This window comes from Streptomyces sp. NPDC086554, assembly GCF_040686095.1.
Classification (GTDB): domain Bacteria; phylum Actinomycetota; class Actinomycetes; order Streptomycetales; family Streptomycetaceae; genus Streptomyces.
Window position 1 is genome coordinate 38,818 of the sequence record NZ_JBFBJK010000022.1, and the last position, 20,440, is coordinate 59,257.

Annotated in this window: 21 protein-coding genes and 1 tRNA gene; 14 read left to right on the forward strand and 8 right to left on the reverse strand. The window is 70.4% G+C overall.

What is annotated here, in order from left to right; all coding sequences use genetic code 11:
- Positions 1-6 precede the first annotated feature (6 nt).
- Complete coding sequence (locus AB0O76_RS31470) at positions 7-165, forward strand: hypothetical protein (RefSeq protein ID WP_365497966.1); 159 nt, start codon at positions 7-9, stop codon at positions 163-165.
- Positions 166-233: 68 nt separating this feature from the next.
- On the opposite strand, the gene phoU is transcribed toward AB0O76_RS31470, so the two are convergent.
- A complete protein-coding gene (gene phoU / locus AB0O76_RS31475) occupies positions 234-914 on the reverse strand; it encodes a phosphate signaling complex protein PhoU (RefSeq protein WP_365498298.1) in 681 nt (226 codons plus the stop codon).
- Positions 915-1,197: 283 nt separating this feature from the next.
- On the opposite strand from phoU, the gene AB0O76_RS31480 reads away from it, so the two are divergent.
- Positions 1,198-2,457: an ATP-binding protein gene (locus tag AB0O76_RS31480; RefSeq protein WP_365497969.1), complete on the forward strand. Its 1,260-nt coding sequence runs from the start codon at positions 1,198-1,200 to the stop codon at positions 2,455-2,457.
- Positions 2,454-3,134, forward strand: a complete 681-nt coding sequence (locus AB0O76_RS31485) for a response regulator transcription factor (RefSeq protein WP_111665435.1) — start codon at positions 2,454-2,456, stop codon at positions 3,132-3,134. The genes AB0O76_RS31480 and AB0O76_RS31485 overlap by 4 nt, the downstream gene beginning before the upstream one ends.
- A gap of 97 nt (positions 3,135-3,231) precedes the next feature.
- Here AB0O76_RS31485 and AB0O76_RS31490 read toward each other — a convergent pair whose 3' ends face one another.
- A complete protein-coding gene (locus AB0O76_RS31490; RefSeq protein WP_365497973.1) occupies positions 3,232-3,957 on the reverse strand; it encodes a DUF461 domain-containing protein in 726 nt (241 codons plus the stop codon).
- A gap of 637 nt (positions 3,958-4,594) precedes the next feature.
- On the opposite strand from AB0O76_RS31490, the gene AB0O76_RS31495 reads away from it, so the two are divergent.
- The 7 genes from AB0O76_RS31495 to AB0O76_RS31525 all read left to right on the forward strand — a co-directional run bounded on the left by AB0O76_RS31495 (position 4,595) and on the right by AB0O76_RS31525 (position 11,397).
- A complete protein-coding gene (locus AB0O76_RS31495) occupies positions 4,595-5,077 on the forward strand; it encodes a CarD family transcriptional regulator (protein ID WP_003953493.1) in 483 nt (160 codons plus the stop codon).
- 281 nt (positions 5,078-5,358) lie between these two features.
- Positions 5,359-6,087 carry a 2-C-methyl-D-erythritol 4-phosphate cytidylyltransferase gene (gene ispD / locus AB0O76_RS31500; protein WP_365497976.1) on the forward strand — a complete coding sequence of 243 codons (729 nt, stop codon included), beginning with the start codon at positions 5,359-5,361 and terminating at the stop codon, positions 6,085-6,087.
- Entirely contained in the window at positions 6,077-6,580 is a 504-nt protein-coding gene (ispF, locus tag AB0O76_RS31505) for a 2-C-methyl-D-erythritol 2,4-cyclodiphosphate synthase (RefSeq protein WP_365497979.1), read from the forward strand. The genes ispD and ispF overlap by 11 nt, the downstream gene beginning before the upstream one ends.
- A 55-nt stretch (positions 6,581-6,635) precedes the next feature.
- Complete coding sequence (locus tag AB0O76_RS31510; RefSeq protein WP_365497982.1) at positions 6,636-7,040, forward strand: PPOX class F420-dependent oxidoreductase; 405 nt, start codon at positions 6,636-6,638, stop codon at positions 7,038-7,040.
- Positions 7,041-7,132: 92 nt separating this feature from the next.
- Positions 7,133-8,533 carry a cysteine--tRNA ligase gene (gene cysS / locus AB0O76_RS31515; protein ID WP_365497985.1) on the forward strand — a complete coding sequence of 467 codons (1,401 nt, stop codon included), beginning with the start codon at positions 7,133-7,135 and terminating at the stop codon, positions 8,531-8,533.
- Positions 8,534-8,680: 147 nt separating this feature from the next.
- Complete coding sequence (rlmB, locus tag AB0O76_RS31520) at positions 8,681-9,634, forward strand: 23S rRNA (guanosine(2251)-2'-O)-methyltransferase RlmB (protein WP_360776477.1); 954 nt, start codon at positions 8,681-8,683, stop codon at positions 9,632-9,634.
- Positions 9,635-9,774: 140 nt separating this feature from the next.
- A complete protein-coding gene (locus AB0O76_RS31525) occupies positions 9,775-11,397 on the forward strand; it encodes a DoxX family protein (protein ID WP_365497988.1) in 1,623 nt (540 codons plus the stop codon).
- 85 nt (positions 11,398-11,482) lie between these two features.
- On the opposite strand, the gene AB0O76_RS31530 is transcribed toward AB0O76_RS31525, so the two are convergent.
- The 3 genes from AB0O76_RS31530 to ugpC form a co-directional block, all read right to left on the reverse strand.
- Complete coding sequence (locus AB0O76_RS31530; RefSeq protein ID WP_365497990.1) at positions 11,483-12,214, reverse strand: nucleotidyltransferase family protein; 732 nt, start codon at positions 12,212-12,214, stop codon at positions 11,483-11,485.
- Between the two features lie 27 nt (positions 12,215-12,241).
- The gene (locus AB0O76_RS31535) at positions 12,242-12,700 is read right to left on the reverse strand and encodes a hypothetical protein (RefSeq protein WP_365497993.1); all 459 of its coding nucleotides are present in this window, start codon (positions 12,698-12,700) and stop codon (positions 12,242-12,244) included.
- 210 nt (positions 12,701-12,910) lie between these two features.
- On the reverse strand, positions 12,911-14,047 hold the full coding sequence (gene ugpC / locus AB0O76_RS31540; RefSeq protein WP_365497996.1) for a sn-glycerol-3-phosphate ABC transporter ATP-binding protein UgpC: 1,137 nt from the start codon (positions 14,045-14,047) through the stop codon (positions 12,911-12,913).
- A gap of 198 nt (positions 14,048-14,245) precedes the next feature.
- Here ugpC and AB0O76_RS31545 point away from each other — a divergent pair.
- A tRNA-Thr gene (locus tag AB0O76_RS31545) sits at positions 14,246-14,319 on the forward strand.
- Positions 14,320-14,350: 31 nt separating this feature from the next.
- Here AB0O76_RS31545 and AB0O76_RS31550 read toward each other — a convergent pair.
- A complete protein-coding gene (locus AB0O76_RS31550; RefSeq protein ID WP_365497999.1) occupies positions 14,351-15,745 on the reverse strand; it encodes an FAD-dependent oxidoreductase in 1,395 nt (464 codons plus the stop codon).
- 130 nt (positions 15,746-15,875) lie between these two features.
- On the opposite strand from AB0O76_RS31550, the gene AB0O76_RS31555 reads away from it, so the two are divergent.
- From AB0O76_RS31555 to AB0O76_RS31565, 3 genes are all read left to right on the forward strand, one after another.
- Entirely contained in the window at positions 15,876-16,628 is a 753-nt protein-coding gene (locus tag AB0O76_RS31555; protein WP_365498001.1) for a thioredoxin domain-containing protein, read from the forward strand.
- A gap of 90 nt (positions 16,629-16,718) precedes the next feature.
- Positions 16,719-17,603 (forward strand): aminoglycoside phosphotransferase family protein, encoded by an 885-nt coding sequence (locus tag AB0O76_RS31560; protein WP_365498301.1) that lies wholly within the window; start codon positions 16,719-16,721, stop codon positions 17,601-17,603.
- Between the two features lie 36 nt (positions 17,604-17,639).
- Positions 17,640-18,119: a GNAT family N-acetyltransferase gene (locus AB0O76_RS31565; protein ID WP_365498003.1), complete on the forward strand. Its 480-nt coding sequence runs from the start codon at positions 17,640-17,642 to the stop codon at positions 18,117-18,119.
- 28 nt (positions 18,120-18,147) lie between these two features.
- Here AB0O76_RS31565 and AB0O76_RS31570 read toward each other — a convergent pair whose 3' ends face one another.
- Both AB0O76_RS31570 and AB0O76_RS31575 read right to left on the reverse strand, forming a co-directional pair.
- Positions 18,148-19,161: a zinc-binding dehydrogenase gene (locus AB0O76_RS31570; protein ID WP_365498006.1), complete on the reverse strand. Its 1,014-nt coding sequence runs from the start codon at positions 19,159-19,161 to the stop codon at positions 18,148-18,150.
- Between the two features lie 58 nt (positions 19,162-19,219).
- Positions 19,220-20,413 (reverse strand): FAD-dependent oxidoreductase, encoded by a 1,194-nt coding sequence (locus tag AB0O76_RS31575; protein WP_365498009.1) that lies wholly within the window; start codon positions 20,411-20,413, stop codon positions 19,220-19,222.
- Positions 20,414-20,440: the final 27 nt, after the last annotated feature.

Genomic DNA, 20,440 nt, shown 5'->3' on the forward strand with positions numbered 1-20,440 from the left:
AGACCCATGGCCGAGTCCCCCAACCCCGTGTTCACCCCCGAGCAGCCGACCGAGACACCAGGACTGCCCGAACTGGTCCTGCTGGGAGCCTGCGGCTGCGGCTCGGGCTGCGGCTGCGGCTGCCAGTCGGGAGGCCCGTGCCAGTGCGGCGGGTGCTGCGGGTAAGGCGCGCAAAAAGGGTGTGCCCCGCACCTTGAGGTGCGGGGCACACCCTGACGCCCGTGAAGGAGACCTCAGGCCCCTTCCACAGGCGCCCCCGCCGGCTGAATCTCATCCGCGTGCTCACCGGTGACCAGGTACACGACCCGCTTGGCCACGGACACCGCGTGGTCGGCGAACCGCTCGTAGTAGCGCCCGAGCAGCGTCACGTCCACGGCGGTCTCGATGCCGTGCTTCCACCGGTCGTCCATCAGGTGCTGGAAGAGCGTGCGGTGCAGCAGGTCCATCTCGTCGTCGTCCTGCTCGAGCTGCAGCGCGAGATCGACGTCCTTGGTGATGATGACCTCGGCGGCCTTCGCCATCAGCCGCTGCGCGAGCTGCCCCATCTCCAGGATCGTCGCGTGCAGGTCCTGCGGCACGGCCGACGCGGGGAAGCGCAGCCGGGTCAGCTTGGCCACGTGCTGGGCGAGGTCGCCCGAGCGCTCCAGGTCGGCGCTCATCCGCAGCGAGGTGACGACGATGCGCAGATCGGTGGCGACCGGCTGCTGCCGCGCGAGCAGCGCTATCGCGCGCGCCTCCAGGTCATGCTGCAGATCGTCGACCTTCTGGTCAGCGGCGATCACGCTCTCGGCCATCTTCAGGTCGGCGTCGAGCATGGCCGTGGTGGCGCGCCCGATCGCCGACCCGACGAGCCGGGCCATCTCGACCAGGCCCTCGCCGATCGAGTCAAGTTCCTCGTGGTACGCGTCCCGCATGTGGATGTCCCTCTCTAGTACGTCCCGGGGGGTGACCCCCACGCTCCCACGGTGCGGGCCGGACGCGTCCGTTTCCGACATCCCAAATGAACCGTCCCTGTCACCGAGGTGAACTATGGGCGACGGGGAGCGTCCGCCCCGGAGCGGCCCGACCGAGGCCCCGGTCGGCCCGTTCAGTCGAAGTGAACCATCCCCGTCCCCTCGGTGAACTCTGGGCGACGAGTGTTCGAGGCCGCACCCGTATGGCTGTGGCCGGTGCGTAAAGGGCGCATAACCTGGAGGCATGGACGTGAACGCGGCGGTCGCCGCAGCGGCAGCGATCGCCGGGGTGTGCACCGGTGTCATCGCCATGCTGGCGTTCCGCTGGAGCGAGCGCGACCTGAAACGCCCCACCCGGACCTCCCTGCACACCGACCCCGTACTGCCGCCGGGCGTCGACACGGTGCTCTCCGTGCTCCGCTCGTCCGCCGTCGTCCTCGACGAGGCGGACAGCGTGGTGAAGGCCAGCTCGGCCGCGTACGCCCTTGGCCTGGTCCGCGGCGGCAAGCTCGCCGTCGAGCCGATGCTCCAGATGGCCCGCGACACCCGCCGTGACGGCGAGATACGCCAGGTCGAGCTGGACCTGCCGCGCCGCGGCACCGGCCGGGGCGAGGCCCTGGCCGTCTCCGCGCGCGTGGCCCCGCTCGGCTCCCGCCTCGTGCTCCTCCTGGTCGAGGACCTCACCGAGGCCCGCCGCATCGAGGCCGTACGCCGTGACTTCGTGGCGAACGTGAGCCACGAGCTGAAGACACCGGTAGGGGCTCTTTCCCTCCTCTCCGAGGCCGTCATGGACGCGTCCGACGACCCCGAGGCCGTCGAGCGCTTCGCCGGCCGGATGCAGATCGAGGCGACCCGCCTGACCAGCCTCGTCCAGGAGCTCATCGACCTCTCCCGGGTCCAGAACGACGACCCCCTGGAGGACGCCGAGCCCGTCCGTGTCGATGAACTGGTGGCGGAAGCGATCGACCGCAGCCGCCACCAGGCCTCCCACAAGCAGATCACCATGGCCGCGGGCGGTACCGCCGACCTGCAGATATGGGGAAACCGCGGCCAGCTCGCGGCGGCCCTCGGCAACCTCGTCGAGAACGCCGTGAACTACAGCCCGGCCCGCACCCGTGTGGGCATCGCCGCCCGCCGCGTCACCGCACCCGGCGGGGATCTCATAGAGGTGGCCGTCACCGACCAGGGCATCGGCATCTCCGACAAGGACAAGGAGCGCATCTTCGAGCGCTTCTACCGCGTAGACCCGGCGCGCTCCCGGGCCACCGGCGGCACCGGCCTCGGCCTCGCCATCGTCAAGCATGTGGCCGCCTCGCACGGCGGGGAGGTCACCGTGTGGAGCTCGGAGGGACAGGGCTCCACCTTCACCCTGCGGCTGCCCGAAGCAGCCGCTGCCCGCGACCGCGGATCCGGTCACGGCGGACTCGGCAACGACGCCGACACCGCACGGCCCGACGAGACCACTGCGTACGAACCCATCCCTGCCCCGGAGGTCCTTCCGTGACCCGAGTGCTCGTCGTAGAGGACGAGGAGTCCTTCTCCGACGCCCTGTCCTACATGCTCCGCAAAGAGGGCTTCGAGGTCGCCATCGCGGCCACCGGCCCGGACGGACTCGACGAGTTCGAGCGCAACGGCGCCGACCTCGTCCTGCTCGACCTGATGCTGCCGGGCCTGCCCGGCACGGAAGTCTGCCGCCAGCTGCGCGGCCGCTCCAACGTCCCGGTGATCATGGTCACCGCCAAGGACAGCGAGATCGACAAGGTCGTGGGCCTCGAAATAGGAGCCGATGACTACGTCACCAAGCCCTTCTCGTCCCGCGAGCTTGTGGCCCGCATCCGCGCGGTCCTGCGCCGCAGGGGCGAGCCGGAGGAGGTCACGCCGCAGGCCCTGGAGGCGGGGCCGGTCCGGATGGACGTCGACCGCCACGTGGTCACGGTCTCCGGCTCCAAGGTCGACCTGCCCCTCAAGGAGTTCGACCTCCTGGAGATGCTGCTGCGCAACGCGGGCCGCGTGCTGACCCGCATGCAGCTCATCGACCGCGTCTGGGGCGCCGACTACGTGGGCGACACCAAGACCCTCGACGTCCACGTCAAGCGCCTCCGCGCCAAGATCGAACCGGACCCGGGTGCGCCGCGCTACCTGGTGACGGTGCGGGGTCTGGGCTACAAGTTCGAGCCGTAAACCGCGTCTCCGTAGACGTACGCCACGTCTCCGTAGACGCACGGAAGGGCGGGAACCTCTCGGGGTTCCCGCCCTTCCGTATGCGTACGTACGTCGATCAGTGCTCGGCGGCGTCGCCCGCGCCGTGCGACTCCGCACCGCCCCCGGCCGGCGTCGAGGCCGCACCGGACGGGTTCTGCGACGGCTGCCCCGAGGGGTTCGTCGAAGCACCCTCGGTGGCGCCCTGGGACGGCGTCGTGGAGGCCGAGCCCGACGGCTTCGTGGACGGCTTGGTGTCCGGCGCCTTCGGGAGCTCGCTCGGGCCCCACTTCTTGAAGTAGCTCTCGGCCGGGATGACGAAGGTCTTCATCTTCACGTCGCCGGTCTTGCTGAAGGCGAAGGTGACCGGCTGCGCGTTGCCGTCCTTGACGGCCTCGCGGCTGCTGGGCAGGACGGCGGACGCGTTGTCCTTGCCGCCGATGACGACGGAGCCGCCGGCCGGGATGGTCAGCGGACCGCCCGGCTTGGAGCTCTTGTCGTCCTTGCCCGGCGTGATCTTGGCCTTCTTGCCGGTGCCGACGACCGTGATGCCGTCCAGGGTCTGGGCGGTCGAGCCGTTGTTGAAGATCGTCGCGGCGATCACCGCGGGACCCGTCGACTCCAGGTCGGGCTGGGTGATGACCATGGCGTTCTGGATCTTGATGTCGCCGACGGCGGTCGCGGCGTTGTCCGGCTTGATCTCGTTGGTCGCGGCGTCGTTGCCGGCCCCGCACGCGGCGAGCGAGGTGAGCGAGAACGCGATGGCGGTGGCGGCGATGACGCCACGTCGAAGGCTGCGGCTCACGGCGGCGGCAACTCCTTGAACGAGAGCGGTACGGGAGGGGCGGACGGCTGTAAAGCCGCCCTAAGGGTGTGTCAGCGGGCTTAGGTTACCGAGCCGTTCCCGCACCACCGCACCCGACCCGCCCCTAGGCACCACCAGCCTCCCCGCAGCGCCCGCGTCCCACCACCCGCGTCTCTTCCGTCACGGCGAGATCATTGCCCTCTCGTTCACCATTCACATAAGCGCCGTCAAGAGTCATCACGGCCCGCCTTGCGGATTTCCGGTAAGGAATGCATGGCGGTCCGGGGAAGTGCCGGAAATTGATCACGGGGATGGCTTGATCAATTCCGGATTCGTGCCGAACGGAGAGTCGCACCTGTCTTCCGTCGCCGAACGGAGTAGCGGAAGTTCACCGCTTGGATCCCGGCAAACCGGGACGTTCGGCCTGGTGGAGCGCTCTCGGAGGGTGTGTGACGCGCACGTTTCACCCTCCCCGAAGAGCGGCTCCCACCTGCGAATACCCCGCTCCGCCAGCCGTCCGCAGCACGTTCCTGTTGCTGTTGTCAAGCCCCGAGATATGCCCTGACCTGCGAAAACGCCATTCAGAAGAGGCCGTTCTCGTGTTAGGATGGATAGCCACGGAAGGGGTACCTGTCACATGACGTTCAAGGTTGGCGACACCGTGGTCTATCCCCATCACGGGGCCGCGCTGATCGAGGCCATCGAAACTCGCCAGATCAAAGGCGTGGACAAGACCTACTTGGTGCTGAAGGTCGCCCAGGGCGACCTGACGGTACGTGTGCCTGCGGACAATGCGGAGTTCGTCGGCGTGCGTGATGTGGTCGGTCAGGACGGGCTCGACCGGGTCTTCGAGGTGCTGCGCGCGCCGTACGCCGAAGAGCCGACGAACTGGTCCCGTCGCTACAAGGCAAATCTCGAGAAGCTCGCCTCCGGCGATGTCATCAAGGTCGCGGAAGTCGTGCGTGACCTGTGGCGTCGGGAGCGCGAGCGCGGACTGTCCGCGGGTGAGAAGCGCATGCTCGCCAAGGCTCGGCAGATCCTGGTGAGCGAGCTCGCCCTCGCGGAGAACACGAACGAGGACAAGGCCGAGGCCCTGCTCGACGAGGTCCTCGCGTCCTGATCGCGTCCTGACATACGCATACGTCTTGGCGCCATGAAATGCCGCGGTGCCCGCTGACCCTCAATGGTGTCGCCGGGCGCTGCGGCATGTTCGTATCCAGACGTATTCCTGTCCAGACGTATTGCTACGTATTGCTGAAATTCCCCCGATGCTTGCTTGGCGTGCCGGGCTCGGGCAGCTGGCTCGACCAGATGTCACGGAAGGGTCCGGTCAAGGCGTTCGCGCCCGGCACGGTGTGGCCATACCCATGTCTGCCGAGCGTACAAACCTGAACGGAACCGATGTCTAGCGAATCCCGCACCGCGGTCGTGATTCCCGCCGCCGGACGCGGCGTGCGTCTCGGCCCGGGCGCCCCCAAAGCGCTCCGCGCGCTGAACGGCACCCCCATGCTCATCCACGCCATCCGGGCCATGGCCGCATCCCGCGCCGTCTCCCTGGTCGTCGTGGTGGCGCCCCCGGACGGGGCCGCCGAGGTCAAGACGCTCCTGGACGACCACGCCCTGCCCGAGCGCACCGATTTCGTCGTCGTCCCCGGCGGCGAGACCCGCCAGGAGTCCGTGAAGCTCGGCCTCGACGCGCTGCCGCCCGGCATCGGCGTCGTCCTGGTGCACGACGCGGCCCGCCCCCTGGTGCCCGTCGACACCGTCGACGGCGTCATCGAGGCCGTACGCGACGGCGCACCGGCCGTCGTGCCCGCGCTGCCCGTCGCCGACACCGTCAAGCAGGTCGAGCCGCGCGACGCAGGCCTGCCCGAGCCCGTGGTGGCGACGCCCGAGCGGTCCAGGCTGCGCGCCGTGCAGACCCCGCAGGGCTTCGACCGAGACATCCTCGTGCGCGCCCACGAGACGGTCACCGACAACGTCACGGACGACGCGAGCATGGTCGAGCAGCTGGGCCTCCAGGTCGTCGTCGTACCCGGCCACGAGGAGGCCTTCAAGGTGACGCGCCCCCTCGATCTCGTCCTCGCCGAGGCCGTACTCGCCCGCAGGAGGCTCAACGATGGCTTCTGAGACCCCGCAGATCGTCCTGCCGCAGGTCGGCATCGGCACCGACATCCACGCCTTCGAAGAGGGCCGCGAACTGTGGTGCGCGGGCCTCAAATGGGAGGACGAGGGTCCCGGCCTCGCCGGGCACTCCGACGCGGACGTCGTCGCGCACGCCGCCTGCAACGCGCTGTTCTCCGCGGCGGGCCTCGGCGACCTCGGCGCCCACTTCGGCACCGGCCGCCCCGAGTGGTCAGGCGCCCCCGGCATCAAGCTGCTCGCCGAAGCCGCGCGGATCGTGCGGGACGCCGGATTCACCATCGGCAATGTGGCCGTGCAGGTGATCGGCTCCCGGCCCAAGATCGGCAGGCGGCGCGACGAGGCGCAGCAGGTGCTCTCCGAAGCCGCCGGCGCGCCCGTCTCGGTCTCCGGGGCCACCACCGACGGGCTCGGCTTCCCGGGCCGGGGCGACGGACTCGCGGCGATCGCGACGGCTCTGGTGGTGCGTACGTCGCACTGACGGCGACAGCGGGTAGTAGGACTCGAAGAGCCGTCGAAGTAGAGGAGTGGACTCCATGCCCGCCGAACTGTCCGAGAAGCTCAAGGCCCGGCTCGACTCCCCGGTGTTCGTCGCCGTCGCCACCATCCAGCCCGACGGCAGCCCCCAGGTGTCACCGGTCTGGGTGAAACGGGACGGCGACGACGTGCTGTTCTCCACCACGATCGGCCGCCGCAAGGAGACGAACCTGCGGCGCGACCCACGCGTGACGGTGCTGCTCCAGCCGTTCGACGAGCCGTACACGTACGCCGAGATCCGCGGCGAGGCGAGCATGACCACCGAGGGCGGGCAGGAGCTCATCAATGAGCTCTCGCTCAAGTACACCGGCCTGAAGTACGTGGAGTTCAACCCGCGGTCCGTGAACGACGCGCCCCGCGTCGTCGTACGCGTCACCCCGCGCAAGGTCGTCGGCCGCCTCTGAGTCCCATCCGAGTCAGAGCACATGTCACAGTTCCGTGCCCTGTTGGCCCAGGAGGTCGCAGGGCACTGTCCTGCGCCCACTACCCTGGTGTGGTGACGATTCGCCTGTACGACACCAGCGCCCGGCAGATCCGTGACTTCAGCCCCCTCGTCGACGGCTGTGTCTCGATCTACCTGTGTGGCGCGACGGTGCAGGCTGCCCCGCACATCGGGCACATCCGGTCGGGCCTCAACTTCGACATCATGCGGCGCTGGTTCGCCCACCGCGGCTACGACGTGACGTTCATCCGCAATGTCACGGACATCGACGACAAGATCATCCGGAAGTCGGCGGAGCAGGGCCGCCCGTGGTGGTCGATCGGCTACGAGAACGAGCGGGCCTTCAACGACGGCTACGACGTCCTCGGCTGCCTGCCGCCGACCTACGAGCCGCGGGCGACCGGGCACATCACCGAGATGATCGAGATGATGCGCGGCCTGATCGAGCGCGGCCACGCGTACGAGGCGGACGGCAACGTCTACTTCGACGTGCGTTCCTTCCCCGGGTACCTGGAGCTGTCCAACCAGGAGCTCGACAACCTCCTGCAGCCCGAGGGCGAGGGCGAGACCGGCAAGCGTGACCAGCGGGACTTCGCCATGTGGAAGGCCGCCAAGGAGGGCGAGCCGTCCTGGGAGACCCCGTGGGGCCGCGGCCGTCCCGGCTGGCACCTGGAGTGCTCGGCGATGGCGCACAAGTACCTCGGCCGCGAGTTCGACATCCACGGCGGCGGCATCGACCTGATCTTCCCGCACCACGAGAACGAGATCGCGCAGGCCAAGGCCTTCGGGGACGCGTTCGCGCGGTACTGGGTGCACAACGGCTGGGTCACCATGAGCGGCGAGAAGATGTCGAAGTCGCTCGGCAACTCGGTGCTCGTCTCGGAGATGGTCAAGACGTGGCGCCCGATCGTCCTGCGCTACTACCTGGGCACCCCGCACTACCGCTCGATGATCGAGTACTCGGAGGAGGCGCTGCGCGAGGCCGAGTCCGCGTTCGCGCGCATCGAGGGCTTCGTGCAGCGCGTGGTGGAGAAGGCCGGGGGAGTGGTCGAGCCGGCCCCCGAGGTGCCGCCTGCCTTCGCCGACGCGATGGACGACGACCTGGGCGTGCCGCAGGCCCTCGCGATCGTGCACACCACCGTGCGGCAGGGCAACAGCGCGCTTGCCGCCGACGACAAGGAAGCCGCCGTGGCGCGCCTGGCCGAGGTCCGGGCGATGCTCGGCGTCCTCGGCCTCGACCCGCTCGACCCGCACTGGGCCGGTGAGGGCGACCGCGGCGAAGACCTGCACGGGGTCGTCGACACCCTCGTACGCCTGGTGCTCCAGCAGCGTGAGGCGGCGCGCGGCCGCAAGGACTGGGCGACCGCCGACGCCATCCGTGACCAGCTCAACCAGTCCGGCCTCGTCATCGAGGACGGCCCCTCCGGACCGCGGTGGACGCTCGGCCCGCGCTGAGCGCTCCGACCTCGCGATGTGCCGCCCGGCGACCCGGGCGGCACACTTCATTACGTACGCGTGCGCATACGCGTCTGCGTACGTGCACACTTCATAGACATACGCAGTAGGCGTGCAGCCGCACGCGACACGACAGACAGGTAGGTCATGGCCGCTAACAACCGCCGCATGTCCGGCAAGAAGGGCGCGCAGGTCGGCAGCGGCGGAAATCGACGCCGCGGCCTTGAGGGCAAGGGCCCGACGCCGCCCGCCGAGGCGCGCAAGGGACATGTGAAGAACCGCCTCGCCAACGCGAAGGCGAAGCGCTCCGCGTCGTCCCCCGGCGGCCGCCGTCCCGTGAAGGGCCGCGGCGGCAAGGGCAGCTCCGAGATGGTCGTCGGGCGCAACTCCGTCGTCGAGGCGCTGCGCGAGGGCGTGCCCGCGTCGATGCTCTACGTCCAGCAGTTCATCGACAACGACGAGCGGGTGCGCGAAGCGCTGCAGCTCGCCGGTGAGCGCGGCGGCATCCACCTCATGGAGGCGCCGCGTCCCGAGCTCGACCGCATGACGAACGGCCTGAACCACCAGGGGCTCGTGCTCCAGGTGCCGCCCTATGAGTACGCGCACCCCGAGGAGCTCTCCGCCGCCGCGTACGACGCGGGGCAGGACCCGCTGATCGTCGCGCTCGACGGCGTGACGGACCCGCGGAACCTCGGTGCCGTGGTGCGTTCCGTCTCCGCGTTCGGCGGTCACGGGGTCGTCGTTCCCGAGCGGCGTGCCGCGGGCATGACCGCCGGCGCGTGGAAGACGTCCGCCGGTGCGGCGGCGCGGACGCCGGTCGCCCGCGCGACGAACCTGACGCGGGTCCTTGAGGCGTACAAGAAGGAGGGGCTCGCCATCGTGGGCCTCGCCGCGGACGGGGAGCACGAGGTCGGCGACCTCGAGGCGCTGTCCGGACCCGTGGTGGTCGTCGTCGGCAGCGAGGGCAAGGGCCTCTCGCGCCTGGTCGGCGAAACGTGCGACTACCGCGTGCGGATCCCGATGCCGGGTGGCACGGAGTCGTTGAACGCGGGTGTCGCGGCGGGCGTGGTGCTGTACGAGGCCTCTCGCCATCGGGCGTAGATCGCTCTCGAACGCCGGAGGGGCCGAAGACGGCCCCTCCGGCGTTTCTTGTGGAGCGGTGCACGTAGGGCGATCTTTGACGCGGTCCGGACATTTCCACACGGTCAAGGCAGTGTCCTAAGCACACATCACTCGGTTAGATGAGTGTGGACACCAGAACACCCCGCAATCCCACGGGGGGAAGCTCGTCAGGGTTCGACGAAGCTCCCGCGCTGACCATGGTGAAGGTGCCGAGCGACCCGGCCCAGGTCATCGTGAATCACGCGAGCTTCCGCGTGCAGCTCCCCGCCGCGCAGTGGACCCAATCCCCGCGTATCGCCCGGCACTTGAGCAATGCCGGTGACACCATGCGCATCCCCGCGGTCGGCTCCGCCGCACGGCGCCGCGCGCCTGTCGTCTGGAGCGGGAAGTCGGAGCCGGGCGACCCCGGAGCGACCGGACTGCTGCAGGCGGTGCGCGGCACCGGCGTGCGCCATTCGACCGCAGGCGGCGCCGACTCCTTCGACGACGGGGGTGCCACCCAGGTCATCCCGCGCATCGACCTCGACGACGATCTCGAGGTCACGCAGGTCACCCCCGCCGTCATCGGGCCCCGCCAACCCGACTCCGGCACCCGGCTGCTCCCGCAGATGCGGATGCCGGGCAGCGATCTCGACGAGCGGGAGCAACTCCCGTACGACGACGACGATTTCGAGGAGAGCGGCGAGGCCCCCGGGCGGCGCCACGGGGCCACGTGGACATCAGCCGCTGCCGCGGCGGGTGTGCGGCACGCCTATTACCCCGGGCGGCGGATGAACCTCGGTGTCGTGCTGCTCCCGCTGCGCGTCTTCCTCGGGTTCATCTCCATCTACGCCGGCATGGGCAAGCTCTGCGACCCCGTCTACTTCGACGGCGGCGAGCGCGGCTCCATGGTCCAGTGGCTGAACTCGCTGCACCCCTGGGCGCTCGCCGAGCCGCTGCGGGACTTCGCCCTCCAGCATCCGGTGGGCGCGGGGCTCTGCATCGCCTTCCTGCAGATCATCGTCGGCGTGCTCACGGTGCTCGGGCTCTGGCAGCGGGTCGCCGCCGGCGTCGGCGTACTGCTGTCCGCCGCGCTCATCGTCACCGTCAGCTGGAAGACCGTTCCCGCCTACGACGCGCCCGACATCATCTATCTGGCCGCCTGGTCGCCGCTGATCATCGCCGGCGCGCCCGTCTACTCCATCGACGGACGCCTCGCCGGAGAGGCCTGGCGGACGCTGGGTCCTCGCGTCGACATCTGGGAGCTGCGGCGGCGTGTGCTGCGGCGCGGCGCCCTCGTCTCGGCGCTGGTCGTCGGGCTGACACTGCTGATCGGCTCCATGCTGGGCGGCGCCGTGCGCGACGCCGACCGGGTGACCGTGCCCGGGCCCGGCGAGGCGCCGCGCAACGAACTGCCGGGCTCACCGCTCCCCGATGAGCCCGGCAAGAAGCAGCAGCGCCAGCGCCACTCGCAGAGCCCCACGGCCTCCCAGGCGCCGACGCAGGGCAGCTCCGCGAGCCCCACGCAGGGTGCGGGCATGACCGCTCCGGGCGAGGTGCGCGAGACCGGCACTGTCGGCTCCGGCCGGCAGCCGACCCAGACGCAGGGCACCGGCCAGGCCCCGCCGCAGCAGTCTTCGCCCCAGCAGCCCCCGTCGTCCACCAGCACGGGCCCGACGTCCAGCGGCAGCACCGGCGCGCCCGAGGGCGGCAGCACGGGCGGCAACGACGGGCTCGTGGGCGGTCTGCTCGGCGGCGGGTGACCGGTCCTGCGCCGTGTACGTACGTGACTGGGGCCCGCACAGCAGCTGTGCGGGCCCCAGTCACGTACGTACGAGGGAAAAGGCCTCAATGAGGCTGTGAAGCAAGCTCCTTGGCCGCCTCCGTGAGGTCCTTCGCCGTGTCGATCGCCCGCCAGTACGCGCCCTGCGGCAGCGGGAAGCCCGCCAGGTTCTTCTCGCGGGCCAGGCGCGGGAACGTGGTGCGCTCGTGGTCGCCGCGGTCGGGGAGCAGTTCCGTGAAGGAGGCGGAGAAGACGTACACGCCCGCGTTGATCAGATACGGGGACGGCGGGGACTCGATGAAGTCCGTGATGTGGCCGAACGCGTCCGTCTCGACGGCGCCCCACGGGATGCGGGGGCGGGCCAGGGCGAGGGTCGCGGTGGCGTCGCGCTCGGCGTGGAAGGCCGCCATGTCGCGCAGTGAGAAGCGGGTCCAGATGTCGCCGTTCGTCGCGTACCAGGGGCGGTCCGTGTGCGGCAGATGACGGGCGGCGTACTTGAGGCCGCCGCCGCGGCCGAGGGGTTCCTTCTCGACCACCGTGGTGACGTTCAGCGGGAGGTCCGCCAACTCCAGCCACTCCTGGAGGACCTCGGCGAGATGGCCGCAGGAGACGACGGCGTCCGTGACGCCCTCCGCGGCCAGCCAGGACAGCTGATGGCCGATGATCGGGGTCCCCGTGCCGGGGATCTCGACCATCGGCTTGGGCCGGTCGTCGGTGTACGGACGGAGGCGGGAGCCCTGGCCTCCGGCCAGGACGACGGCCTGCGTGGGCCTGGGTGCGTGCGGGTCGCCGGTCATACCGGACAACCCTACGTGGCGCCCCCGTCAGCCGTTCTGGTGGGCGGCCACGCCCGCCGCGAAGGACGTGTCGCAGACCGGGCGCGCGTACGACTGGGCGCGCGTCGGGCCATATGCCCGGACGGCCGCGCGGCCGAGGGCGCGGGCGATGGAGGCGCAGTGCCGGGCGAGCGACGGGTGGCGGTCCACTTCCTTCTGGAGGTGGGTGAGCGCGACGCCCGGGTTCTTCTCCTGGAGCTCCAGGAGAAGCCGGTCGCGCAGGACGTCCTGCGGGGCGCGGGACTTGGCCGGTACGGAGAGGTCACCGGCGGACGCGGTGAGCATCGAGTCCGTCGAGTTGCCCGACCAGTTGACGCTGGTGACCGCGAGGGTGCCGGAGAGCACCAGCATCACGGGCAGGACGAGGGCGAGGGTGCGGCCGATGCGGCGCGCGGGGCCTCGGTGGGCTCGGCGCGGCTTCTGGGTGTGGTTGGCGGAGTGCGTCACGCGAGTGAGCGTAGCGGTCGGTGATGATTTGGAGACATTTAGTCACCCGGTCGAGGGACGTGAATTGCGGTTTCTCTGGAGCGGTGTTGACGCGCGGTGGGCGAAATAGCCGGTCTGCCGGGGTATTTGTCGACAACACTGGCCAAAGCTGAGGGCCCCGCACCGCCGGGCAGGCGAAGTGCGGGGCCCTCAAGGCCCGGTCGTGCCGGGTCAGTCGGTGAGGCGCTCGCCCGTCGACGTCGAGAACACGTGAATCTCACCCGGACGCGGGACGACGTGCAACTGCGCGCCCTTCTCCGGGACCTGGCGGCCGTTCACCCGGACCACGAGGTCCTTGTGCTCGCCCGCGACCTCGGCGGAGCCGTAGACGTAACCGTCGGCGCCGAGCTCCTCGACGACGTTCACGGAGACGGCGAGGCCCGCCGGGGCGTCCTCGGCCTCCTTGCTGAGCGTCTTCGCGGCGGAGCCGTTCTGCTCGACGATGTCGAAGTGCTCCGGACGGACGCCGACCGTGACGGTGCGGTCGCCCTTGTCGGCCGCGGCGGACAGCGCCTCGCGGTTCACCGGGACCACCGAGTTGCCGAACTTCACGCCGCCGTCGGTGATCGGGACCTCGACCAGGTTCATGGCCGGGGAGCCGATGAAGCCGGCGACGAAGAGGTTGGCCGGGCGGTCGTACATGTTGCGCGGCGAGTCGACCTGCTGCAGCAGACCGTCCTTCAGTACGGCCACGCGGTCGCCCATGGTCATGGCCTCGACCTGGTCGTGGGTGACGTACACCGTGGTGATGCCGAGGCGGCGCTGGAGGGACGCGATCTGCGTACGGGTGCTTACGCGGAGCTTGGCGTCCAGGTTCGACAGCGGCTCGTCCATGAGGAAGACCTGCGGCTCACGCACGATGGCGCGACCCATGGCGACACGCTGGCGCTGACCGCCGGAGAGCGCCTTGGGCTTGCGGCCCAGGTACTCGGTGAGGTCGAGGATCTTCGCCGCGTCCTCGACCTTCTGGCGGATCTCGGCCTTGTTGACGCCGGCGATCTTCAGGGCGAAGCCCATGTTGTCGGCGACGGTCATGTGCGGGTAGAGCGCGTAGTTCTGGAACACCATGGCGATGTCCCGGTCCTTCGGAGGCAGGTGCGTGACGTCGCGGTCACCGATGCGGATCGCACCCTGGTTCACGTCCTCCAGGCCCGCGAGCATGCGCAGGGAGGTGGACTTTCCGCAGCCGGACGGGCCGACGAGTACGAGGAATTCGCCGTCCGCGACGTCGAGCTCGAGCTGGTCGACGGCGGGCTTGTCGCCACCCGGGTAGATGCGGGTCGCCTTGTCGAACGAAACAGTGGCCATGGTGAGGGCCCCCTTCACCGGCAGGAACGTGCCGGACGATCCGAGTAGAGGGAGTGGTGTAGTCCACCTGAGTGAACTGTTCGGACGGTACCCCGGGGGCCCTCGGTCTGTCAGTAGTCGGGCGCCCGTGACCTTCGAGGAAATTTTCGACGGGCGCACGGGCGGTGTTGGTTACACTGCTCGGGCACGTCAGTGCATGCCTCCTTAGCTCAGATGGCCAGAGCAACGCACTTGTAATGCGTAGGTCGTCGGTTCGAATCCGACAGGGGGCTCTTACTTTTTCCCCTTTTCCCCGTGCTTTTCCTAGTGCCGCCCCGAAAGCCGGTCCGCGATGCGGGCCAGGCGTGGGGCCTGTGCGGTCGGGGTCGTCAGTTCGTGGCGGTCGGCGCTGCGGTACGTCGCGTACATGCCCTGGACGCCGATCCAGCGGAAGGGCTCCGGCTCCCATTTGCGGACCTTGTGGTTGACCCACGGGAGTGTCGTCAGGTCCGTGGTGTCCGCCTGGCCCGAGTCCTGCTGGACCAGGTCGCGCAGGGTGCGGGCCGCCAGGTTGGCGGTGGCGACGCCCGAGCCGACATAGCCGCCCGCCCAGCCGAGGCCCGTGGCGCGGTCCAGGGTGACCGTGGCGCACCAGTCGCGGGGGACGCCGAGCACGCCGGACCAGGCGTGGGCGATCTCGACTCCGGCCAGCTGGGGGAAGAAGCGGGTCAGGATTTCGTGGAGGGCTTCGATCGTCGCGGGCTGGGTGCGGCCGTTGCTGTCCGTCTTTGAGCCGTAGCGGTACGGGACGCCCCGGCCGCCGAGTGCGATGCGGCCGTCTGCCGTGCGCTGGGCGTACATGTACGCGTGCGCCATGTCGCCGAGCGTCTCGCGGCCCTCCCAGCCGATGGACTCCCATTGGGAGGGGGAGAGGGGTTCCGTTGCGATCATTGAGGAGTTCATGGGGAGCCAGGTGCGGCGCTGGCCCTTCAAGGACGCCGTGAAGCCCTCCGTGCAGCGCAGGATGTAGGGCGCGCGGACCGTGCCGTACGGGGTGATCGCGTGCTTCGGCTTGATCTCCGTGACGGGCGTTGACTCGTGGATCGTCACGCCGAGTGCCTCGACCGCGGCCGCCAAGCCCTTCACCAGCTTCACGGGGTGCAGGCGTGCGCCGTGCGGGGTCCAGGTCGAGCCGACGGCGCCCGCGACGCGGATCCGGTCGGCCGTCTCGCGCGCGCCGTGCAGGGTGCGGTCCTTCTCGCCGTACGCGAGTTCTGTGGCGTGGAACTCTTTCAGGCGCGCCAACTGGGCCGGGGTGTAGGCCACTTCGAGTACGCCGCCGTGGTGGATGTCCGCCTCGATCGACTCCTCGGCGGCGGCGCGGATCACCTCGTCGACCGTGTCGTTCATCGCCTCCTGGAGGCGGACCGCCGCCTCCTTGCCGTGCAGCCGGGCGTAGCGGTCGCGGCCCGCGATGCCGTTGTAGAGCCAGCCGCCGTTGCGGCCCGATGCACCGTAGCCGCAGAACTTCTGCTCCAGAACGGTGATGCGGAGGAAGGGGGCGGCCTTCTTCAGGTAGTACGCGGTCCACAGGCCCGTGTAGCCGCCGCCGACTATGCAGACGTCGGCACTCTCGTCGCCCGGAAGGGGTTCACGGGGGGCCGGAGTGCCGTGGTCCGCGTACCAGAACGAGATGCCGCCGTTGATCGTGCTGCTCATGTGCCGGACGTTACTGCGCTGGTGGGGGCTTTGGGGAGGGTTTCGGGGCGGGGGTTCGGGGCGGGGTTCCGATACGTTGATCCGGCGCGTGGCGGAGCGTCATGTGCTGAGATCTTGGAGGACTGTTCAGATGGCCGTACGCAAGGCCGGGCGCATCGCCGCCGCGGTGGCCGCCGCCGCACTCGTCGCCGGGGGCGCAGCCGCCTGTGGACCCGAGGACCTCACGGGCGGGGGCGGCGACAAGGGGTCCGCCTCGGAGTCCACGTCCGCCGCGGGACCCGAGGCGAAGGAGCCCCCGGCGGGCACCGACGCGCTCGCCAAGGCCCCCGCCACCGTGAAGGGCGGCGTGATCACGGTCGGCGACCCGGCTGCCGCCCACGTGGTCAAGTTGTACGAGGACCCGCGCTGCCCGATCTGCAAGAAGTTCGAGGAGACCGGGGCGCGGGCCCTGGTGAAGCCGGTGGCCGAGGGCCGGGTGAAGGTCGAGTACACGCTCGCCTCGTTCCTCGACAAGAACCTCGGCGGCCACGGCTCGGTGAACGCGGCGAACGCGCTGCGGGCGTCGGTGGAGGCGGGCAAGTTCCCGCAGTTCCACGCCGCGGTCTTCGCCAACCAGCCCGAGAGCGAGACCGAGGACGCGTACACCGCAGCCTTCCTGCTGAAGATCGCCGACAAGGTGGGCGGTCTGCGGGGCGCCGAGTTCGACAAGTCGGTGAAGAACGTGACGTACAAGAAGTGGGTCGGTGAGGCCATGCAGGCCTTCACCGACGACGGCATGCAGGGCACGCCGACCGTCGTCATCGACGGCGAGAAGGTGGAGGGCAACGTGCTGTTCGACGAGGCCGCGTTCTCCAAGAAGCTCAAGGCTTCCGGCATTTCGTGATCGCCTGATCCTTTGTCGTTGCCAGTCGGCCGTCGCCCCGGAAAATCCCGGTGCGGCGGCCGGCCGTGCGTCGGTAGCGTCGCGGGCGTGATGGACATTCGTATTCCGGACGAGCTGGTCGAGTCGCAGCACATGTACGCCGGTGAGGCGGGCCGTGCCTTCATCGCGGGGCTGCCCGCGCGCGTGACGGAGTTCGTCGAGCGGTGGGACCTGACCGTCGACGGGCCCTCGATGCACGGCATGGCCGCCCTCGTCCTTCCCGTGGTGCGGGCCGACGGGACGCCGGCCGCGGTGAAGTTCCAGGTGCTCGACGAGGAGACCGAGGGGGAGCCGGTCGGGCTTCGGGTGTGGGGTGGTGACGGGGCCGTGCGGCTTCTCGATCACGACAGCGGCACCGGCACGATGTTGCTCGAACGGCTCGACTCCGCGCGGATGTTGTCGACCATGGCCGACACCCGCAAGGCGGTGCTCGTCATCGCCGAGCTGCTCGCCCGTCTCACGTCGGTGCCCGCGCCCGAGGGGATGCGGCGGCTCGGCGACATCGCAGCGGAGATGGTCGACGACCTGCCGGGCGCCCTGAAGGCGATCGGCGACCCCGTCGAGCGGGCGATCGTCGAGCGGTGCGGGGGAGCGGTGCGCGAGGTCATGGGGGAGCCCGGTGACCGGCTGCTGCACTGGGATCTGCACTTCGAGAACGTACTGGCGAGTGATCGTGAGCCCTGGCTCGCCATCGATCCGAAGCCGCTTGCCGGGGACCCGGGGTTCGACCTGTGGCCCGCTCTCAACAACCGCTTCGACCCCGACGACGTGCTGTGGCGGTTCGATGCCATGACCGAGGTGCTCGGGCTCGACCGGGAGCGGGCCAGTGCCTGGACGCTGGGGCGCGTGTTGCAGAACGCGTTGTGGGAGATCGAGGACGGGCGGTCGGTGGACGAGGACGACCTGGAGGTCGCCCGGCTGCTCCTTGGACGGTGACGGCCTGCTCGGCGGCGCCCGACGTACCCTGCGGCCATGATTCGTATCGCCACACCCGCAGACGTCCCCCTGATCCACGCCATGGTCCGTGACCTCGCCGACTACGAGAAGGCACTCGACGAGGCCAGGGCGACCGAGGAGCAGTTGCGCGATGCGCTCTTCGGGGAGCGGCCCGCCGCGTTCGCGCACATCGCGCAGGACGACGCGTCCGGTGAGGTCGTCGGCTTCTCGCTGTGGTTCCTGAACTTCTCCACCTGGCGCGGAGTGCACGGCATCTACCTGGAGGACCTGTACGTACGGCCCGAGGCGCGGGGCGGCGGGTACGGCAAGGCGCTGCTGACCGAGCTGGCGCGGATCTGTGTGCAGCGGGGCTATGAGCGCCTCGAATGGTCCGTGCTCGACTGGAACGAGCCGTCGATCAACTTCTACAAGTCCCTCGGCGCGCTGCCGCAGGACGAGTGGACCGTGTACCGGCTGACCGATGGGGCGTTGGCGGAGTTGGGGTCCGCCCAGTAGAGGGGTCTCTCAGGGGAAGAGGGGTCTCTCAGGGGATCAGTACGACCTTGCCCGTCGTGCCGCGGCTCTCCAGGGCGCGGTGGGCGGCTGCCGCGTCGGACAGGGGGAAGCGCTGGACGGCGGGGGTGAAGTGGCCCCGCGTCGCCTCGGTCAGGGCGGCGAGCTCCAGGGTGCGGATGGGGTTGTCGCCGCCGGCCCGCTGCATCATCGCCGGGCCGAGGACGTTGACCTGGGTGATGCCGCGGGCGGCGAGCTCCTCCTCGGTGAACGCCAGGGGCTCGCCGTCGTGCAGGCCCTTGCCGGACCAGCCGAAGACGATGTGCGTGCCGCCGGGGGCAAGGAGGTCCACGGCGGCGCTGCCCGCGTCGCCGCCCACGCCGTCGAACACGACGGTCGCGCCGGGGGCGTTCACCGACTTCAGGTATGTACGCACCTCGTCCGGCCACTCGGGGTTCTTGTAGTCCACGGCCAGGTCGGCGCCGTTCGCCTCGACGCCGGCCGTCTTCTGCGGGCCGCCCGCGAGGCCGATGACGGTGGCGCCGCGGTGCTTGGCGTACTGGACGAGGAGCGTGCCGATGCCGCCCGCCGCCGCGGGGATCACGGCCACGGAGCCGGGGGCCAGGTCGGCGAACTGCAGGATGCCCATCGTCGTACGGCCCGTGCCGATCAGGGCGACGGCCGCCGCGTCGTCGAGACCCTGCGGGATCTCGTGCAGGCGGGCGGCCTCCGTGACGGTCAGCTCGGCGTAGCCGCCGGGGGCGAAGCCGATGTGGGCGACCGCGCGCTTGCCGAGCCAGGCGGGGTCGACTCCCTCGCCGACGGATTCGACCGTGCCCGCCACCTCGCGGCCGGGGATCGTGGGCAGCGGCGGCAGTTCGGGGAGCGGGCCCTGGAAGCCGGCCCGGATCGCGGTGTCCAGGAGGTGCACGCCGGCCGCCGTCACGGCGATGCGGACCTGGCCGGGGGCCGGTGCCGGGTCCGCCGTCTCCTCGTACGTGAGGTTCTCGGCCGGGCCGAAGGTGTGCAGGCGGATGGCGTGCATGGTGGGCTCCCGTGGGTGGTGGCCGTCTTTGGTGCTTTGGTGCCGCCACTCTCGTACCTCAAGCGGACTTGAGGTCAAGCCTCGCCGGGGTCAGTGCGAGCGTCACCGCCCGGAGCGCGCTGTTGAAGGACACCTCGGAGAGCAGTCCGGGCGCCGCCACCTGGTCGCCCGCCAGGTAGACGCCGTCGCCGCGGTCGATCGCCGGACGGTCGCGCCAGGTGGTGCCCGGCAGGTCCACCGCGCCGGTGCGGCCGCCGGCCACGGCGTCGCGGCGCCAGACGAGGCGGTCGCGCCAGTCGGGGAAACCCAGGTCCATGAGGTGGTCGAGGCGGGCCGATCCTTCCGCCTTCGACTCCTCGGGGGAGAGCGGGAACTGGGCCTGTACGAGCTCCTGGCCCGCGGGGGCGAGGCTCTGGTCCTGGGTGGTGAACCGCTCGACCCATCCGGTGTCGTCCAGGTCGGAGATCGCGAAGGGGTCGCCCTTGCGGGAGCGCAGGGCCAGGTCGACGAGCGTGGTGCGGGCGCTGTCCCATTGGAGGGAGTCGTCCCGCAGGAGGCGGCGGGCGGCCGGGAGCGCGGTGGCGACGACGACCGGTCCTTCGGCGGCCAGGGCGCCGGGGTCGTCGACGCGGGACAGTGTCTCCACGCGTACGCCCAGGTTCCAGGCGAGCGCCGCCATGCGGTCGATGACCGAGCCCCAGCCGCCGCGCGGGTAGTGCGCTTCCGGGGGCAGCTTTGTGGCGCGGCGCAGGCGTTCGTGCACGAACCTGGCGGAGAGCGAGCCGGGGTCGTGGTGGAACGTCGCCACGGCGATGTAGTGCGCGGCGGCGCGGGCGCCCTCCTCGCCGACCTCGCCGGTGGCCCATGTCATGAAGTCGACGTCCACGGGGGCCTGTTCGGCCTTGCGGCGCAGGAGCTTCAGCATCGCGAGGGGTGGGGTGCGGCGGAGCCTGCCCTGGTGGTGGAGGCGGAGGCGGGTGCCTTCCAGCGGCGGGAGGGGGGCGAGCGGGCCGATGAGGTCGCGCTGCTTGAGCCAGGCCCAGTGCGGGCCGCCGTTGTAGAGGGCGTGCGGGCCTTCGTTCGTGCGGTACGGGCCTTCGGCGGTGCGGGCGCGGCCGCCGAGGGTGTGGTGGGACTCGTGCACGGTCACCTTGGCGCCGGCTTCGGCGGCGCTGATGGCCGCGGTGAGGCCGGCGATGCCGCCGCCGATGATGCTGAGGCGGGTGTTCCGCGGGTTCCGTGTGTTCCGCATGGGGTGGGCTCCTGTCGCGGTGGGGGT